The organism is Aureimonas sp. SK2 (assembly GCF_029813115.1).
Taxonomy (GTDB): Bacteria; Pseudomonadota; Alphaproteobacteria; order Rhizobiales; family Rhizobiaceae; genus Aureimonas.
Map to the genome: position 1 here is coordinate 114,823 of NZ_JAPZDS010000012.1, position 17,833 is coordinate 132,655.

At 68.4% G+C, this 17,833-nt stretch carries 18 protein-coding genes; 7 read left to right on the plus strand and 11 right to left on the minus strand.

Annotation, left to right across the window (positions count from 1 at the left end; all coding sequences use genetic code 11):
- Window positions 1-87 precede the first annotated feature (87 nt).
- The 7 genes from O5O54_RS15750 to polA all read right to left on the minus strand — a co-directional run bounded on the left by O5O54_RS15750 (window position 88) and on the right by polA (window position 7,630).
- A complete protein-coding gene (locus O5O54_RS15750) occupies window positions 88-846 on the minus strand; it encodes a SprT family zinc-dependent metalloprotease (protein ID WP_279482772.1) in 759 nt (252 codons plus the stop codon).
- Between the two features lie 126 nt (window positions 847-972).
- Window positions 973-1,404 carry a DUF2852 domain-containing protein gene (locus O5O54_RS15755; RefSeq protein ID WP_279482773.1) on the minus strand — a complete coding sequence of 144 codons (432 nt, stop codon included), beginning with the start codon at window positions 1,402-1,404 and terminating at the stop codon, window positions 973-975.
- 99 nt (window positions 1,405-1,503) lie between these two features.
- Window positions 1,504-3,009, minus strand: a complete 1,506-nt coding sequence (locus O5O54_RS15760; RefSeq protein WP_279482774.1) for a polyhydroxyalkanoate depolymerase — start codon at window positions 3,007-3,009, stop codon at window positions 1,504-1,506.
- 112 nt (window positions 3,010-3,121) lie between these two features.
- On the minus strand, window positions 3,122-3,691 hold the full coding sequence (locus tag O5O54_RS15765) for a GNAT family N-acetyltransferase (RefSeq protein ID WP_279482775.1): 570 nt from the start codon (window positions 3,689-3,691) through the stop codon (window positions 3,122-3,124).
- A complete protein-coding gene (locus tag O5O54_RS15770; protein WP_279482776.1) occupies window positions 3,688-3,984 on the minus strand; it encodes a DUF1330 domain-containing protein in 297 nt (98 codons plus the stop codon). Before O5O54_RS15770 ends, O5O54_RS15765 begins: the two co-directional genes overlap by 4 nt.
- Window positions 3,985-4,002: 18 nt before the next feature.
- On the minus strand, window positions 4,003-4,710 hold the full coding sequence (gene pyrF / locus O5O54_RS15775) for an orotidine-5'-phosphate decarboxylase (RefSeq protein ID WP_279482777.1): 708 nt from the start codon (window positions 4,708-4,710) through the stop codon (window positions 4,003-4,005).
- 1 nt (window position 4,711) lies between these two features.
- On the minus strand, window positions 4,712-7,630 hold the full coding sequence (polA, locus tag O5O54_RS15780) for a DNA polymerase I (RefSeq protein WP_279482778.1): 2,919 nt from the start codon (window positions 7,628-7,630) through the stop codon (window positions 4,712-4,714).
- Between the two features lie 506 nt (window positions 7,631-8,136).
- Here polA and O5O54_RS15785 point away from each other — a divergent pair.
- The 5 genes from O5O54_RS15785 to O5O54_RS15805 all read left to right on the plus strand — a co-directional run bounded on the left by O5O54_RS15785 (window position 8,137) and on the right by O5O54_RS15805 (window position 12,386).
- Window positions 8,137-9,534 carry a dipeptidase gene (locus O5O54_RS15785; protein ID WP_279482779.1) on the plus strand — a complete coding sequence of 466 codons (1,398 nt, stop codon included), beginning with the start codon at window positions 8,137-8,139 and terminating at the stop codon, window positions 9,532-9,534.
- Between the two features lie 81 nt (window positions 9,535-9,615).
- Window positions 9,616-10,062, plus strand: a complete 447-nt coding sequence (locus O5O54_RS15790) for a DUF2948 family protein (protein ID WP_279482805.1) — start codon at window positions 9,616-9,618, stop codon at window positions 10,060-10,062.
- A 31-nt stretch (window positions 10,063-10,093) separates the two neighbouring features.
- A complete protein-coding gene (hisD, locus tag O5O54_RS15795) occupies window positions 10,094-11,413 on the plus strand; it encodes a histidinol dehydrogenase (protein WP_279482780.1) in 1,320 nt (439 codons plus the stop codon).
- A gap of 10 nt (window positions 11,414-11,423) precedes the next feature.
- Window positions 11,424-11,888, plus strand: a complete 465-nt coding sequence (locus tag O5O54_RS15800) for a UPF0262 family protein (protein ID WP_279482781.1) — start codon at window positions 11,424-11,426, stop codon at window positions 11,886-11,888.
- 57 nt (window positions 11,889-11,945) lie between these two features.
- A complete protein-coding gene (locus tag O5O54_RS15805) occupies window positions 11,946-12,386 on the plus strand; it encodes a low molecular weight phosphatase family protein (protein WP_279482782.1) in 441 nt (146 codons plus the stop codon).
- A 13-nt stretch (window positions 12,387-12,399) separates the two neighbouring features.
- Here the strand turns inward: O5O54_RS15805 and O5O54_RS15810 are convergent, their stop codons facing one another.
- Together O5O54_RS15810 and O5O54_RS15815 are read right to left on the minus strand one after the other, a co-directional pair.
- Window positions 12,400-13,977 (minus strand): DHA2 family efflux MFS transporter permease subunit, encoded by a 1,578-nt coding sequence (locus O5O54_RS15810; RefSeq protein ID WP_279482783.1) that lies wholly within the window; start codon window positions 13,975-13,977, stop codon window positions 12,400-12,402.
- Window positions 13,978-14,030: 53 nt separating this feature from the next.
- Complete coding sequence (locus O5O54_RS15815; protein WP_279482784.1) at window positions 14,031-15,248, minus strand: HlyD family secretion protein; 1,218 nt, start codon at window positions 15,246-15,248, stop codon at window positions 14,031-14,033.
- 134 nt (window positions 15,249-15,382) lie between these two features.
- Between O5O54_RS15815 and O5O54_RS15820 the strand changes: the two genes are divergently transcribed.
- Together O5O54_RS15820 and O5O54_RS15825 are read left to right on the plus strand one after the other, a co-directional pair.
- The gene (locus tag O5O54_RS15820; protein ID WP_279482785.1) at window positions 15,383-16,054 is read left to right on the plus strand and encodes a TetR/AcrR family transcriptional regulator; all 672 of its coding nucleotides are present in this window, start codon (window positions 15,383-15,385) and stop codon (window positions 16,052-16,054) included.
- Window positions 16,051-16,572, plus strand: coding sequence for an NUDIX hydrolase (locus tag O5O54_RS15825; protein WP_279482786.1), 522 nt, complete (start codon window positions 16,051-16,053; stop codon window positions 16,570-16,572). Before O5O54_RS15820 ends, O5O54_RS15825 begins: the two co-directional genes overlap by 4 nt.
- Here the strand turns inward: O5O54_RS15825 and yihA are convergent.
- Together yihA and O5O54_RS15835 are read right to left on the minus strand one after the other, a co-directional pair.
- Window positions 16,490-17,179: a ribosome biogenesis GTP-binding protein YihA/YsxC gene (gene yihA, locus O5O54_RS15830; protein WP_279482787.1), complete on the minus strand. Its 690-nt coding sequence runs from the start codon at window positions 17,177-17,179 to the stop codon at window positions 16,490-16,492. The two genes, O5O54_RS15825 and yihA, sit on opposite strands and share 83 nt — an antisense overlap.
- The gene (locus tag O5O54_RS15835; protein ID WP_279482788.1) at window positions 17,176-17,817 is read right to left on the minus strand and encodes a CatB-related O-acetyltransferase; all 642 of its coding nucleotides are present in this window, start codon (window positions 17,815-17,817) and stop codon (window positions 17,176-17,178) included. Before O5O54_RS15835 ends, yihA begins: the two co-directional genes overlap by 4 nt.
- Window positions 17,818-17,833 lie beyond the last annotated feature (16 nt).

A 17,833-nucleotide genomic window follows, 5' to 3' on the forward strand; every position in this document is an offset into this window, starting at 1 on the left:
GGGCATCTTTCTGGTCGCAATAGGACGGATCATCGACGACTTATCGCGCCGATGGGGCTCGGGGTAAAGCATCAGCCGGCAAAGCGTTCACGCGCCGAAGTCGTAGGCGTGAAGTTTCGGCCCCTCCTCCTTCAGCCACCGCCGGCCCGCCTCCATGTCGGGACACAGGCTTCGGCAGAGCGCCCAGAAGGCCGGGGCATGATTCATCTCGCGAAAATGCGCCACTTCGTGGGCGGCGAGATAATCGAGAACGGCCGGCGGCGCCATCACGATGCGCCAGGAAAAGGCGAGCCGGCGGTCGGCCGTGCAGGAGCCCCAGCGGCTCACCGTGTCCTTGAGCGTCAGCGACCGCGGCAGGAGCCCGACGGCGGCCGCGTGCCGGTCGACAGCGGCCTGGAGGTCGCGCCGCGCCTCGCGTTTCAGAAGGTCGCGCGCCCGCCGCGCCAGATGCGGCACTTCGCCGCCGATGCGCAGAATGCCTTCGTCGCCGGCTTCTTCGAGACGGCTGCCGCGGCAGGCGGGATCGTGGACGAGGCGCCAGGGCCGGCCGCGCAAGGGCAGAAGGATGCCGGGCGCGACGGCGATCTGCCCGGAAGCACCGGCAAGCCGCTCCTCTGCCCAGCCACGATGGCGCTCCAGAAAGGCGAGAACGGTTCGCGCGGGCGTTCGGCGGGGCACGGTGATCCGCAAGGCTCCGCCGCCGGGCGCCAGCCGCATGACGATGCGCCGGGCCGTCGGGTGCTCGCGCACGTCGAGGCGCACCGTCCGCTCGCCGAGCACCAGGGTCTCGGGCAGCGTGGGCTTGGCACCCCGCCCCGTCAGCCGTTCGACAAAGCCTGCCCCCATCGCCCTTCGCTCAAGACGTCCCGTCCCCGCGCTTCATACGCCGGGCGTCCCCGCCCCCGCAACGCGGCCACGAAAAAGGCCGCCGGCGGAGTGCCGGCGGCCCGATGGTCGGAGCCGTCCGAAACGTCAGCGGACGTCGACGAACTCGGCGTCCACCACGTCGCCCCGCTTCTTGCGGTTCGCCATGAAGCGGTCGAAGTCCTCCTGGTCCTTGGCCCGGCGCAGCTCGCGCGCATAGGTCTCGAACTCGGCGCTCATCTGGTTGAGCTTGGCGCGCTCCTCGTCGAGGCGCTTCAGCTCGGCCTCGCGCCAGTCGTCGAAGGCGACGTTGCCGGTGCGCTCGGCGGCGAACGGCATGCGCGCGCCCGAGCGACGGAAGGTGGCCGCCACGCTGTCGGTCGCGCGGCCGACGTCGCGGCGGAAAACCTCGAGGCGGTCGCCCCAGAGGATGTAGGCGATCATCGCCAGGCCGAGCGGCCAGTAGACGATGAAACCCAGCACCATCAGCGCGATCGTGGCCGGCGTCCAGGCGGGACGGATCAAAGCTTGTGACGTCATGTCGGTGTCCATCAACCAGAGCCCATGGGAAGCGGGCGAGGATCCCGCTTCATGAGATGGTTACGGATTTCCCGCGCTTCAACGCCCCTGAAGGGAACGTTATCCGCCGTGCTTCCTCGCCTCGCGCACGGCGTCGAGCAGGATCGGCGCACCGGACAGGTTGTCACCCTGCGGCTCGGACGCCGGAGGGTCGAAGGTCGCCGTCGTCTCGCCACCCGTGTCGCCCGTGTCGAGGTATCCGAAGGGCGCATCGCCCGAGATCGCGACGGCGGACGCCACGGCGTCTTCCGGCAGGCTCGCGTCTTCCAGGACCGGGGGCGGCTGGAGGCTCGCGGCGTCCGTAGCCTCCTCCGCCACGGGGGCCGTCGGCTTGGCGCGACGGCCATGGGTCAAGGCGAAGTCGACGATGCGCGGGGCGATCTCGGCGCGGAAACGCGAGCCGTTGAAAACGCCGTAATGGCCGACCTTGGGCTGGAGGTAGTGGACGCGCATGTCGTCCGGAATGTTCTTGCACAGATCGTGCGCCGCGCGGGTCTGGCCGACGCCCGAGATGTCGTCGTTCTCGCCCTCGACGGTCAGCAGCGCGGTACGCCGGATCTTGCCCATGTCCAGGCGCTTGCCATGGTGGGTGATCGTGCCGCGCGGCAGCGAGTGCTTGATGAAGACCTCCTCCACCGTCTGGAGATAGAACTCGGCGGTGAGGTCCATCACCGCGTTGTACTCGTCGTAGAAGGTGCGGTGCTTCTCCGCCGAGTCCCCGTCGTTCTTCACGAGGTGCCAGAAGAAGTCCTTGTGGGCGATGAGGTGCCTGTCGAGGTTCATCGACATGAAGCCGGTGAGTTGCAGGAAGCCGGGATAGACGCTGCGCCCGAAGCCGGGCTGCGGAAACGGCACCTTCATGATGACGTTCTGGCGGAACCAGTCGATGCCCTTGTCCTTGGCCAGCTTGTTGACGGCCGTCGGATTGACGCGCGTGTCGATCGGCCCGCCCATCAGCGTCATGGTGGCGGGATGGCAGGGATCCTCGTCCTCCTCCATTCTTGCCACGGCCATCATGACGGGCACGGCCGGCTGGCAGACGCCGATGACGTTCACCCCGGGGCCGAGGAAGCGCAGCATCTCGATGACGTAATCGACGTAGGAGTCGAGATCGAAGCGGCCGGCCGAGACGGGCACAGTGCGCGCATCCTGCCAGTCGGTGATGTAGATCTCGCCGTAAGGCAGAAGCGCCTCGACCGTGCCGCGCAGGAGCGTGGCATAGTGGCCGGACATCGGCGCGACGATCAGGAAGCGCGGATCGGGCTTGCGGCCCTCGGGCAGAGCGCGCTCGAAATGGAGGAGCTGGGCGAAGGGCTTCTGCCAGACCACCTTGTCGGCTACCGGCACGCGCATGCCGTCGACGAACGTGTCGTGGAGGTCGAAGGAGGGCTTGCCGTAGATGCGGGTGGTGCGCTCGAACAGCTCGGCCATGGCGGCCACGGTGCGCCCCATCTCGGTGTGCGAGATCGGGTTCATCGGATTCTGGTAGATGGCCTTGGTCGCGTCGGCCACGGCCCGGAAGGGCGCCAGCACCGCGTGGTTCCACTCGTAGAATTCGTACAACATGCACTCCCACGACTGGTGAAGCGAAACCCGAAACGGCTCGTTCGAAACAAGATGGCACCGATTTGATGCGGTGCAAGTTAATTGTCCGACAAGCGCTTGTGGCGTCGTCCGATTACAGCCAACGAACCATGACCGTCCGCGTTCCCGGCGAGGCGCCGGTAGGCCATTCCATCTCGTATCGCTTGAGCAGGGCTGGCGTCAGGTCGTCGTCCGCCACGCGCAGGAAGCGGTGCCCGGCATAGAAGCTCTCGCCAAAGGGCAGATCGCGGGCGGTGGACAGGCCGACCGCGCGGTGGAAGAACCATTCCGCCCGCTTGACCACGGCGGCCAGCAAAGCCGAACCGAGGCCGCGCCGGCCGTGCGCGGGATCGACGCAGAGGGCCGACAGCCAGTAGCAGCCTCCGCCGGCCGGATCACCGGTCAGGGCGGCGAGATCGGCGGCGGCCGCAAAGCCCACGGCCGCGCCGCCCTTCTCCTCGGCGACGAAGACCTCGCGCGCGAGCAGGAAGGCGACGAAGCGGCCGAGATCGGGCAGGCCGGGATCGGGGAAATGCCCGGCCTCGACCAGGAGCCGGTCGGCGGCGGCATCGATGTCGCGCAAGGCTTCCGCCTCGCCCGGCTCCATCATGCGGATCCGGTAGCCTTCGGGCGCCATGCCCTTGAAGGCCTTGCGCCCGTTCAACCGGGCTCGTGCCCTTCGACGATCACGATGTCGGCCTCCGACACCGCCTCGCGGATCGCCTTGGCGGCCTGGTACTCGGGCGACTCGTAGCAGGCCACCGCCTCTTCCATCGACGGAAACTCGATCACGACGTTCCGGGTCCGTGACGATCCCTCCAGCGGTTTGAACGGACCACCGCGCACCAGGAAGCGAGCGCCGTGCCGCTGCATGGCGGGGGCGGCGGTCGCCACGTAGTCCGGGTAGCGCTCGGGGTCGTTCACGTCGACGCGGGCGATCCAGTAGGCCTTGGGCATGGGGTGTCCTCTAAAGGTTCAGGCGTCCCGCATTTCGGCGAGGATGGCGCGCGCGGCGGCGAGGCGATCGGGCGACGCGATGATCGGCCGGGCGACCACGAGATGGGTGGAGCCGTCGCGCAGGGCCTGCGCCGGGGTGACGACCCGCTTCTGGTCGCCGGCTTCGGAGCCGGCCGGCCGGATGCCGGGCGTAACCAGCGCCATGCCGGGGCTGAGGATCTCCCGCACCAGGGCCGATTCCTGCGCCGAAGCGACGATGCCGCCGATGCCGGCCTCCGCCGCCTGGCGCGCGCGCAACTCGACGAGGTCGGACACGGAGCCCCCGTAGCCGGCCTCCCGCAGGTCCTCGTCCGAAAGAGAGGTGAGGACGGTGACGCCGAGAACGCAGAGACCGGAGCCCGCCGCCGCCTTGGCCGCTGCCTGCATCACCTGCGGATAGGCGTGGATCGTCGTCATCGTCGCGCCGAGGCCGGCGATGCTCTCGATGCCCTTTTCCACCGTGTTGGCGATGTCGTGCAGCTTGAGGTCGAGAAAGACCTTCTTGCCCATGCGGGCGAGTTCGCCGACCAGCGGCAGTCCGCCGGCGAAACCGAGCTGGTAGCCGATCTTGTAGAAGCCGACCTCCTCCCCGAGTTCCGTGACGATCGCTTCGGCCTCCGCGCGCGACGACACGTCGAGGCCGACGATCAGGCGGTCGCGCGGGGAAAGCGTGCTCGGGTCCGTCATCTCAATGTGCCTCGTCCCAGTTTCCGGCCGCGCGCGCATCCACGACCAACGGCACGACGAGGTCGACCACCGGATCGGCCGCCCCTTCCATGACGCGCTTCACCACGGGAATGGTCTCCTCGATCTCCTCGTCCGGCACCTCGAAGACGAGTTCGTCGTGGACCTGCAGGAGCATGCGCGCCGACAGGCGCTCCGCCCGCAGCGCGTCCTCCATGCGGATCATCGCGCGGCGGATGATGTCGGCGGCCGTGCCCTGGATCGGCGCGTTGATCGCCGCGCGTTCCACCGCGGCGCGCACCTGGGGGTTGGACGACTTGATGTCGGGATAATGCGCCCGCCGGCCGAACAGTGTCTCCACATAGCCCGTCTCCTTGGCGAAGGCCTTGGTGCGGTCCATGAAGTCGCGGATGCCGGGGAAGCGCTCGAAATAGCGCTTGATATAGCTCGACGCCTCGCCTTGCGGGATGGCGAGTTGGGCGGCGAGGCCGAAGGCGGAGATGCCGTAGACGATGCCGAAGTTGATCGCCTTGGCGCGGCGGCGCACCTCGGCCGGCATGCCCTCGACGGGAACGCCGAACATTTCGGATGCCGTCGTCGCATGGATGTCCTGTCCGGCCTGGAAGGCCTCCACGAGCTGCGGGATCTCTGCCATGTGGGCGAGGAGACGCAGCTCGATCTGCGAGTAGTCGGCCGAGAGCAGCTTGTGGCCGCCCGCCGCGACGAAGGCCGTGCGGATCTCGCGGCCCTCCTGCGTGCGGACGGGAATGTTCTGGAGGTTGGGCTCGGACGAGGACAGGCGGCCCGTCGTGGTCGAGGCCATCGCATAGGACGTGTGGATGCGCTCGGCCTCATCCATGTAGGTCGGTAGCGCGTCGGTATAGGTGCCCTTCAGCTTGGTGATCTGGCGCCAGTCGACGATGCGGCGCGGCAGCTCATGGCCCTGTGAGGCAAGGTCCTCCAAGAGCTTCGCGTCGGTCGCCCACTGCCCGGTCTTGGTCTTCTTGGCGCCGGGCAGGCCGAGCTTGCCGAACAGGATCTCGCCGAGCTGCTTCGGCGAGCCGATGTTGAAGGGCTCGCCGGCGAGGATGTGGATGTCGGCCTCCAGCCCCGCCGCCTTCTGCGCGAAACGGCCGGACAGGCGCGACAGGATCTGCCGGTCGGCGCGGATGCCGCGCTCCTCCATGCGCGCGAGGACGGGCACGAGCGGGCGCTCCAGCCGCTCGTAGACGGCCGTCATGCCTTCGGCGGCAAGGCGGGGTTTGAGAACGCGCCAAAGGCGCAGCGTGACGTCGGCGTCCTCGGCGGCGTATTCCGTCACCTTGTCGATCGGGCAGGCGGCGATCGGCTTCGCGCTTTTTCCCGTGCCGACGAGTTCCTTGTAGCTGATCGGCTTGTGGCCGAGGAAACGCTCCGAAAGCTCGTCCATGCCGTGGCCTTCGAGCGAGGACGAGGCGTCGAGCACGTAGGAGATCAGCATCGTGTCGTCGAAGGGCGCGAGCGCGACCCCATGCCGGAGCATGACGAGGTAGTCGTATTTGACGTTCTGCCCGACCTTGAGGATCGCGGGGTCGGTCAGCACCGGCTTCAGGAGATCGAGCACTACCCCAAGCGGGATCTGCTCGCCGACGCCCTGCCTGGCCTCGTCGCCCGACAGGAGGTCGCCCGCCCCCTCGCCGACGTGAGCGATCGGCACGTAAGCGGCCTCCCCGGGCGCGACGGCAAAGGACAGGCCGACAAGATCGGCCTTCATCGCGTCGAGCGCGGTGGTCTCGGTGTCGAAAGCGAGAATGCCGGTCTCGTAGGCGCGCGCGATCCAGCGCTTCAAGGCCGCCTCGTCGCGGACCGTCTCGTATCTCGTGCGATCGACGGGCTGCGAGGCCGCCTCGGTCAGCCGCTCGGCGGCCAGCGCCTTGGGGCTCATCGGAAGCGCGCCCTCCCCGCCCGCGCCGGCCGGCGCGCCAGGGTCGAGGTCGGGACCGCGCGCGGGCGCCTTGGTATCGACCTTGGCCGGCGCGACCTCTCCGGCGTCCGTGCCGAGCTTGGCGGCGACGCGGCGCGTCAGGGTGGTGAACTCCATCGCCTTGAGGAAGGCGACGAGCTTCTCGCCGTCCGGCTCGTGGATGAAGAGATCGTCCAGCGGCACGTCGAGCGGCGTGTTCTGATCGAGCGTCACGAGGCGCTTGGACAGGCGGGCCTGCTCGACATTGGCGAGGATCGACTCGCGGCGCTTGGCCTGCTTGATCTCCTCGGCGCGATCCAGAAGCGCCTCCAGCGTGCCGAAGGTCTCGAGGAGGTCGGCCGCCGTCTTCGGGCCGATGCCGGGAATGCCGGGCACGTTGTCGGAACTGTCACCGACCAACGCCTGGAGATCGATCATCTTCTCGGGATAGACACCGAACTTCTCTTTGACCTCCTCCGGCCCGAGGCGCTTGTCCTTCATCTGGTCGTAGAGGATCACGCCGGGACCGACGAGCTGCATCAGGTCCTTGTCGGAGGAGACGATGGTCACGTCCCCGCCCGCCTCCCGCGCGAGCCGCGCATAGGTCGCGATCAGGTCGTCGGCCTCGAAGCCCTCCTTCTCGATGCAGGGCAGGTCGAAGGCGCGCACCGCCTCGCGGATCAGGCCGAACTGCGGGCGCAGGTCCTCCGGCGGCGCCGGCCGGTTGGCCTTGTAGCCGTCGTAGAGCGCATTGCGGAACGTCGTCGAGGAATGGTCGAAGATGACGGCGAAATGCGTCGGCGCGACGCCGACCGACGTATCGCGCGATTCCTCCACCAGCTTCCACAGCATGTTGCAGAAGCCGGACACGGCGCCCACGGGCATCCCGTCCGACTTGCGCGTCAGCGGCGGCAGCGCATGATAGGCCCGGAAGATGTAGGCCGAGCCATCGACGAGGAAGAGATGATCGCCTTTTTGCATGAGGCGGGTCGTATCGCGGGGCGCGTCGTCTGTCCATCGGCGGGGCCGCGTGCCCCCCCTTCCGGCCATGGCCCGCAAGGCGAAACGCGACGCGCGCATATTACAAAGGTTTAATGCCTCCATTCACGCGTTCGTGAACGAAACCCATTGAACTTAACACTGTCAGAGCGCATTTTCTGACCAACGACGCACACGATGACGTCGTGGTTCGGCCTCAAGCTCGTCCCCCGCTTTGAGCCGAATGTCCGGAGCGGATGTTCCCATCCCCCCTCACGGGAGTCCGCTCTACTCAGAAGGAGCCGTCGCGACAACCCCCCTCCAGTCCGCGACGGCTCTTTTCTGGCTCCCCCTCCCGTTTCGCTCCAGTTTTCGATCGGCCTGTTGCCCGTTTGCGTCAGCCGCTTCGACAACGGCCGCTTTGCGTCGCGCAGCGAGGCGCGCTATCGCAGAGCCGACCTGTCCGGCGCCACGCGCGGCTCCGCGACGCCAGCGAAAAGGGGGCTTCCATGGCCGACCTCGACAGCGTGCTCGCCTGTCTCGACCTCAATCTCGACCGCTCGGTGGAGCGCCTCCAGGATCTCCTGCGCATCCCCTCGATCTCGACCGATCCGGCCTATGCGGCCGAATGCCGTCGCGCGGCCGAGTGGCTGACGGGCGATCTCTCCGCCATCGGCTTCGAGGCGCGCGTCGCCGAGACCGCCGGCCATCCAATGGTGGTGGCGCATCGAAAAGGGCCGAAGGGCAGCCCCCATGTCCTCTTCTACGGTCACTACGACGTGCAGCCGGTCGATCCGCTCGACCTCTGGGACGCCGATCCGTTCGACCCCAAGGTTGTGGCGATGCCGGACGGGACCCGCCGCATCACCGGTCGCGGCTCGGCCGACGACAAGGGGCAGTTGATGACCTTCGTCGAAGCCTGCCGCGCCTATATCGCCGAGACGAGCGGCCTGCCCTGTTCGGTCACGATCTTCCTGGAGGGCGAGGAAGAGTCCGGCTCGCCCTCGCTCCTCCCCTTCCTCGACGCCAATCGCGACGAACTCACCGCCGACGTCGCGCTGATCTGCGACACCAACATGTGGGACCGCGAGACGCCCGCGATCTCGACGGGCCTGCGCGGGCTCGTCGGCGAGGAGGTGACGATCAAAGCCGCCTCCATGGACCTCCATTCCGGCTATTTCGGCGGCGCGGCGGCCAACCCGATCCGCGTGCTGGCCAAGATCCTCGCAGACCTCCACGACGCGGACGGCCGCGTCACCCTGCCCGGCTTCTACGACGGCGTGCCGGACCTGCCGGAGGACGTGCGCCGCGTGTGGAACGAACTTCCGTTCTCGGAAGAAGCGTTCCTCGGCTCGGTCGGCCTGTCGGTTCCGGCCGGCGAGAAAGGCCGCTCGGTGCTGGAGCAGACTTGGTCGCGCCCGACCGCCGAGGTCAACGGCATCGAGGGCGGCTATACCGGCAAGGGCTTCAAGACCGTGATCGCGGCCGAGGCTCATGCCAAGGTCTCGTTCCGCCTCGTCTTCGACCAGGACCCGGCCAAGATCCGCGAGAGCTTCCGCGCATTCGTGCGCGAGCGCCTGCCGGCGGACTGTTCGGTGGAGTTCCACGAGCACGGCGGCTCGCCGGCGATCCAGCTCCCCTTCGATTCGCCGGTGCTCCAGACAGCGCGCGAGGCCTTGTCGGACGAATGGCCGAAGCCGGCCGTGATGATCGGCATGGGCGGCTCGATCCCGGTCGTCGGCGAGTTCAAGCGCCGGCTCGGCATGCCCTCGCTCCTCATCGGCTTCGGCCTCGGCGACGACCGCATCCATTCGCCCAACGAGAAGTACGAGATGACCTCCTTCGCCAAGGGCCAGCGCTCCTGGGCGCGCGTGCTGGCGGCGCTGGGTGAAAAAGGCACGGGCTGAGGCTCGACCATGCGTTCGGCCGCCCCTGTCCGTGCGGCCGAACGCTCTAGATGCGCCGCCATGGACACGAGACCCGACGTGATGGACCAGCTTCGCCTCAACGCCCTCGACGACGAGGATCTCCGGATCATCTCCGCGCATGTCCAGGATGCGGTCCTGCGCGTCGGCGACTTGTCACTCGACGGGCGGGCCGGCCGGCTCCTCGTGCCCATGAACCGCTTCGCCTGGGAAGCGCAGAAGCCGCGCCGCTGGTTCGCCAAGCCCGAGCCCGGCGAGCGCCGCCGCAGCGTCCTGCGCATCGACCGGGTGCTGTCGGCAAGCCGCACGGGCATCGACCTCCAGGCGCCGGAGGACGTCCTGTCGCTCCTCGCCCTGCGCTGGCGGCCGGGCGATGCGCCTTCGGGGTCGATCGAGCTTGTCTTCGCGGGCGAAGCCGCGATAAGGCTCGACGTCGAATGTATCGAGGTCCAGCTATCCGATCTCGGCGCGTCCTGGAGCACCCTGTCACGTCCGATGCATCGGGTCTGACGGGCGGTCCCGCGGCGCTCCGGGGCTTGCGATGGCCCCGAGGGAGATCCGTGCCTTGCCCCAGAGGCTGAATGCCGCCGAACCGGGCTTCGAGGTCCGGTTTCGCGACCTCCTCTCCGCCAAGCGGGAAGTTTCGGCCGATGTCGAGGCGACCGTGCGCGAGATCATCGACGCCGTGCGCCGCGGTGGCGACGAGGCGCTGATCGCCTACACGGAAAAGTTCGACCAGCTCTCGCTCACCCCCGAGACGCTGCGCGTCGGCGAGGCCGAGATCGAGGCCGCCTACCGCGCGACGCCGCCGGAGACGCTCGACGCCCTCACCCTCGCGCATCGGCGCATCACCAGCCATCACGAGCGGCAGCGTCCGAAGGACGACCGCTACGAGGACGAGATCGGCGCCGTGCTCGGCAGTCGCTGGACGGCGGTGGAATCGGTCGGGCTCTACGTGCCGGGCGGTGCCGCGAGCTATCCTTCGTCGGTCCTGATGAACGCGGTGCCGGCCAAGGTCGCGGGCGTCGAGCGGGTCGCCATGGTCGTGCCGGCCATGCGCGGCGCGCTCAACCCGCTGGTGCTGGCCGCCGCACGCATCGCCGGGGTAGACGAGATCTACCGGATCGGCGGCGCGCAGGCCATCGCCGCGCTCGCCTACGGCACGGACACGATCGCGCCCGTCGCCAAGATCGTCGGCCCCGGCAACGCCTATGTCGCGAGCGCCAAGCGACAGGTCTTCGGGACCGTCGGCATCGACATGATCGCCGGCCCGTCCGAAGTGCTGGTGATCGCCGACGAGGCCAACGACCCCGACTGGATCGCCGCGGACCTCCTCGCCCAGGCCGAGCACGACCGCTCGGCGCAGTCGATCCTCCTCACCGATTCGGCAACCTTCGCCGACGCGGTGGAAGCTGCCGTGGAGCGCCAGCTCGCCCGCCTGTCGCGGGCGGAGACGGCACGCGCGAGCTGGGAGGAGTTCGGCGCGACCATCGTCGTCTCCGACCTCCTAGCCGATGCCCCCCCGCTGGCCGACCGGCTGGCCGCCGAGCATCTGGAGATCGCGACCGCCGATCCGGAAGCGCTGTTCGCCCGGATCCGCAACGCGGGCGCCGTGTTTCTCGGCCGCCATACGCCGGAAGTGATCGGCGACTATGTCGGTGGCTCCAACCACGTCCTGCCGACCGCCCGCTCGGCGCGCTTCTCGTCCGGGCTGTCGGTGCTCGACTTCGTCAAGCGCACCTCCATCCTCCAGCTATCGGCGGATGCGCTGCGCGCGCTCGGCCCCGCCGCGATCGAGCTCGCCCGCGTCGAAGGGCTCGACGCGCACGGCCGCTCCGTCGCCGTGCGACTGAACCTCTAGGGAAGCGACGATGGCGGGCAAGCTGATCGCGGTGGATCTCGACGAGACGGTGGGACGCGCCTCGGCCGATATCGAGCACGAGCGGGCGGTCGCGATCTTCGACCTGATCGAGGAGAACCACTTCCAGCCCGAGGGCCTGGAGGGCGAGCGCTTCCGGCTGAAGCTGGCGCTGGCCGACCGGCGCCTCGTCTTCGACATCGCCGACGAGGCCGGCCGTCCGCTGACCGCGCATCACCTCTCGCTCACCCCCTTCAAGCGCGTGATCCGGGACTATTTCCTGATCTGCGACAGCTACTACGAGGCGATCCGCTCCTCGACGCCCTCGCAGATCGAGGCCATCGACATGGGGCGGCGCGGCATCCACAATGACGGCTCGGACCTCCTGCGCGAGCGCCTCTCCGGCAAGATCACACTCGACAAGGATACCGCGCGGCGTCTGTTCACGCTGATCTGCGTCCTGCATCGGCGCAACTGAGACGAGGGCTGCGATGGACGACGGACTGACCGGCCGCACCAGACCCAGAGGCCGCCCTTGAGCGGCGCGGACGCCCCTTCCAAGCGTCCGGGATCGATCCTGTTCGTCTGCGGGATGAACGCGATCCGCTCGCCCATGGCCGAGGCCATTGCGCGCTCGGTCCTGCCGGGCACCTACATCGCCTCGGCCGGCGTCAAGGACGGGGAGCGCGATCCGTTCGTGGACGTGATCCTGGCCGAGGAAGGCCTGACGCTGGGCGACCGAAAGCCGCAGAAATACGAGGACCTCGCCGACGGGTTCTTCGACCTGATCGTGACGCTCTCGCCCGAAGCCCACCACGCCGCCATGAGCGCCACGGAGACGGAGGCGACGGCGGTAGAGTTCTGGCCGATGCCAGACCCTTCGGCGGTGACGGGCAGCCGGGTCCAGATCCTCGACGCCTATCGCGATCTCTTCCGCCGCATCCGGACGCGGCTCGACGAGTTCAAGGAGCGCTAGAGCGCCGCTTGGCTCAATGGGCGTCGACCTTGACGCCCGTCTGCGGCTTCTGGACGAAGACGCACAGCACGCAGAGCGCGACGAACAGGCCCGTCAGGAACAGGAAGACGTCGGAAAAGGCCATCACCGCCGCCTCCCGCTTCACGAGTTGCACCATCTGGCCGATCGCGGCCTGGCTTCCGTCGATCCCGGCGCCCGAAAGGCTCGCCGCCATGTCGGACAGGCGCTGCTCGGCCACATCCGACCCCCAGCGTACCCGCTCGGCCAGCCGGTCGTAGTGAAGGGCCGTGCGGTCGTTGATCATGGTGTTGATCAGCGCGAGGCCGACGGCGCCCCCTAAGTTTCGCGTCAAGTTGTAGAGGCCGGATGCGCCCTTGATGACCTGCGGCGGCAGGGTGCCGAGCGCGATGTTGTTGATCGGCACCATGGCCATCATCAGCCCGAAGCCGCGCAGGATCTGCGGGATCAGGAGTTCATAGAAGTCCCAGTCGTGGGTCAGGCCCGTCATCAGCCAGGTGCCGAGGCCGAAGGAGGCAAAACCCATCACCATCATTGCGCGCGGGTCGAGCCGCGTCGAGAGCTTGCCGGCGATCGGCGCGGTGAAGAACATGGCCATGCCCGAGACGAACATGGTCTCGCCGATCATCAGCGAATCGTAGCCGCGGATGCGCCCGAGATAGACGGGATAGAGATAGGTCAGGCCGTAGAGGCCGACGCCCATGATGAAGGAGAAGAGCGAGCCGAAGGCGAAGTTGCGGTTCTTGAAGGCCGTGAGATCGACGATCGGCTCTCGTGCCGTGAAGGCGCGCCAGAAGAAGAGGAGCGCGCCGAGAACCAGCACCACCGTCATGACGACGATCACCTCGTCCTCGAACCAGTCGTCGAGCGGGCCTTCCTCCAGGACGTATTCCAGGGCGCCGAGGAAGGCGGCCATGCCGAAGAGGCCGTACCAGTCGAAGCGCGAGAAGAGCGACAGGTCCGGCTTGTCGAAATCGACGAGATTCCAGACGGCGAGCGTCACGACGATGCCGAAGGGCACGTTGACGAGGAACAGCCAGTGCCAGCTCATGGCATGGCTGAGATAGCCGCCGACCGTCGGGCCGATCGTGGGCGCGAGCGTCGCCACGAGGCCGATCATCGGCGAGACCACGGCGCGCTTCGACGGCGGGAAGATCGTGAAGGCGGCCGCGAAGACGCTCGGAATCATGGCGCCGCCGATGAAGCCCTGCAGCGCGCGGTAGAGGATCATCTGGTCGATGTTGGACGCCGTCGCGCAGAGCGCCGACGCTGCCGTGAAGCCGGCGGCGGCCAGCGTGAAGAGGACGCGCGTCGACAGCATCCGGGCGAGGAACCCGGACAGGGGGATCATGATGACTTCGGCGATCAGGTAGGCGGTCTGCACCCAGGCCACCTCGTCAGACGAGGCGGACAGGCCGGCCTGGATCTCGGCAAGCGAGGCCGAGACGATCTGGATGTCGAGGATCGACATGAACATGCCGAACACCATCGCCATGAAGGCCACGACGCGGCGCATGGGAACCTGATCCACGCCGGCGCTGGCGACGGGAGCTTGGGCGGTGATCGACGACATGGGCGTTCGGCCTCGCCGGCCCGCGAAGGGGCCGGCCGTGACGGAGAGAAAGGTTAGTTCGCTTCGGCCAGCGCGTGCGAGCCGGCCGGCGCGGTGCGCGTGTCGACGGCTGCGGTGACCGACAGGCCCGGCCGCAGGTTGCCCTTGGCGGCCTCGGCCGGGTCGACCGCGATGCGCACCGGCACACGCTGGACGATCTTGGTGAAGTTGCCGGTGGCGTTGTCGGCCGGCAGCAGCGAGAAGACCGAGCCCGAGGCCGGGGCGAGCGAGACCACCGTCCCCTTCACCTCGACGCCCGGCAGCGCGTCCACCTCGATGCGCACGCTCTCGCCGATCTGGATTTCGTGAAGCTGCGTTTCCTTGAAGTTCGCGTCCACGTAGATCTTGTCGAGCGGCACCACGGCGGCGAGCCGGCGGCTGGGAGAGACGAGGTCGCCCTCCTGGACCGAAAGATTGCCGACGACGCCATCGTAGGGCGCGCGCAGCGTCGTGAAGGACAGATCGCGCGCCGCCTGGTCGCGGGCGACGGCGAGGCCCTCCAGCGTGGTGTTGCCCTGCCGGATCTGCGCGTCCAGGACGCCGACATTGGCCTCGGCCGACGTGACCGCCGCCTGCGCCCCGGCGAGCTTGGCGTCGGCCTCGGCCTTGGCGGAGCGCGCCTGGTCGAGTGGCGCCTGGGCGCCGGCTCCGGTGCGGGCGAGTTGTTCGGCGCGCTGGAGGTTGAGCGCGGCCTGTCCGACGGCAGCCTCAGCCACCGTGACATTGGCCTCAGCCTCGCCGACCTGCCCCCGCGCCGCCTCGCGCTGCGCCTCGATCGAGCCGATGGCCGCCTTCTGCGATTCGATCTTGGCCTCGGCCGAGCGAAGCGCGAGCTCGTAGTCGCCCGGATCGATCTCGACGATCGGGTCGCCCGCCTTCACGGCCTGGTTCTCGACCACCGGCACGCGGCGGACATAGCCGGTGACCTTGGGCGTCATCACGGCCATGTCGGCGCCGACATAGGCGTCGTCGGTCGAGACGAGGAAGCGGCCGTCCACCCACCATTGATGCCCGTACCAGCCACCGCCGCCGAGCGCCGCGACGACGATGAGCGGCAGGAGCAACCGCTTCCCGATGCCGCCCTTCTTCCTGGCCGGCGTCGCTTCCGCGGGCTTGGCGGCCGGAGGCGCGGCTTCGCCGGTCTTTCGGCCGACGACCTCGAGCTTGGGCGCCTCGGGAGCGCGCTCGGGCTCGGCGGAAGAATTTGACTTTTGCGACGCGGACTTCGACATAGTGGCAGAACCCAAATCGAACCGAACCGTTCGGTTCGACGTTGACATAGACGTGAACAGCAGGCAGGGCAAGAGCGTGGCCGGGCGCCGCGTCGATTATTCTGCCATCCTTAGTGAAAAGACCTCTCGAAACCGTGACCGCATCCGCTGAAGTCGCCCCGACCCACTCGCTTTCCCAAGACCGCCGCGCGGCGGCCGGGGAGGACCCGGCCAAGCGCCGCCAGATCCTGGAAGGCGCGCGCCGCGCGTTCGTCGGCCTCGGCTTCGACGCAGCCTCGATGAACGACGTGGTGCGCGAGGCAGGCGTCTCGAAGTCGACCCTCTACGTCTACTTCCGCTCCAAGGAGGAGCTGTTCCGCGCGCTGATCGAATGCGAGCGCGAGGCCTACCTGACGGAGGTCGAGGCGCTTCTGACCGATCCGGGCGAGCCGGCCGAAACGCTTCGCCGCTACGGCCGGCGCCTCGCCCGCCTCGTCATGTCGCCCGAAGCCATGCACGCCAAGCGCACGGTGATCGCGGTGGCCGCGCGCATGCCCGAACTCGGCCGCGAGTTCTATCGCCACGGCCCGGCGCGCGGGCTGGCGCTGCTGATCGCCTATTTCGAGAAGGCCTGCGCCGCTGGAACGCTCGCGATCGACGATGTGCCGCTGGCTGCCGCCCAGTTCGTGGAGCTCTCCACCGCCGGCATCCTGCGCCGCCGTTTCTTCGACGACGAGGCCCCGCCCGTTTCCGACGCGGAAATGGCGCATGTGGTGGACGAGGCCGTCCGGCTGTTCATGGCAGGGTATGGACTCGGGGCGAAATGAGCTGGCGCCCGCCGGCCGCGATCCGGGTCAAGGTGCTCGGGCTGCCCATTCTGGACGGCCGGCTTCTGGCAGCCGAAGTCTACGCCGACGACGGCCGCCTGACCGGCGTGCGCCCGCTCGGCGGGTCGATCGAGTTCGGCGAAACGCGGGAGGCCGCCCTGCGGCGCGAGTTCCGGGAGGAACTGGAGGCGGATATCAAGATGGCCGGCCCCTGGGCGGTGTTCGAGAACCTCTTTGTCCACGAGGGCACGCCGGGTCACGAGATTGTCTTCGCCGCCCCGATCCGCATCCTGGATCGCCGGTTCGATGCGGCCGAACCCGTGCCGTTCACGGACGGCGTGCCCTGCATCGCTCGCTGGTTCCCCCTCGATGCCCTGATGCGCGGCGAGCCCGCCCTGTTTCCGACAGGCCTGCGCGAACGGCTGGACGCGATCCTTAACTCTGGGCCTCGGCAAAGCTCGCGATCGCGGCCTGCACCTCGTCGATCCCGAAGCCCTTTTCCGAGGACGTTGCGATGATCGCGGGATAGGCGGCCGGCCGCTTGCGGATGGCCTCGCGCGTCGCCGCCTCCAGCTTGGGCAGCGCGAGAGCGGAGATCTTGTCGGCCTTGGTCAGGACGATCTGGTAGGAGACCGCCGCCTTGTCGAGCAGGGTCATCACGTTGGCGTCGTTCTTCTTGATGCCGTGGCGCGCGTCGATCAGCACGAAGACGCGCTTGAGCGTCGCGCGGCCGCGCAGGTAGTCGAAGACGAGCCTGGTCCAGGCGTCCACCTGCTCCTTGGGCGCCTGGGCATAGCCGTAGCCCGGCATGTCCACCATGGCGATCGGCGGCAGGTCGCCGGCCTCGCCGGAATAGCCGTCGGGCACGAAGTAGTTGAGCTCCTGCGTGCGCCCCGGCGTGTTGGAGGTGCGCGCGAGGCCCTTCTGGCCGACGATGCCGTTGATCAGCGAGGACTTGCCGACATTGGAGCGGCCGGCGAAGGCGATTTCCGGCGGCCCTTCCGGCGGCAGGAACTTCATCGACGGCACGCCGCGGATGAACACCCAGGGGCGCGCGAAGAACAGGCGGCGCGCCTCGCCCTCGATCGGAGCCTCGGCGGCCAGGGTCTCGTTCGTCTCGCTCATGCCGCCTTCTCCAGCGCGTCGATGTCTGCGCCGCGGATGGCGGCAAGGTTGCGGCCGATCTTCTCGACCGGCCAGTCCCACCAGCGAAGGGCGAGAAGCCGGTCCACCACGGCCGGCTCGAAGCGCCGCCGCCGCTCCGCCGCCGGATTGCCCGCGACGATCGTATAGGGCGCGACGTCCCGCGACACGACGCTGGAGGCCGCCACGATCGCCCCGTCCCCGATCGTCACGCCGGGCAGGATCAGGGCGTCGGAGCCGATCCACACGTCGTTGCCGACCACGGTGTCGCCCTTAAAGCCCGCCGTAATCGTGGCGAAATCGAACCCGTCCTCCCAGCCTTCGCCGAAGATGTTGAAGGGAAAGGTCGAGAAGCCCGTCATGGCGTGGTTGGCACCGTTCATGACGAAGCGCGCACCCGTCGCGATGGCGCAGAAGCGGCCGATCACCAGCCGGTCGCCGAGGAATTCGTAGTGGTGGAGAATGTTGCGCGTGCCGAAGAGGAGCGCCGCTTCCGGGTCGTCGTAGTAGGTGTACTCGCCGATCTCGACATTGGGAGCCGAGACGGTGTTGCGCAGGAACACGATGCGCTGATGCGCGGGCACCGGATGCACCGCTCTGGGGTCGGGACCATGGGACATGCCGCTTCTTACGGCC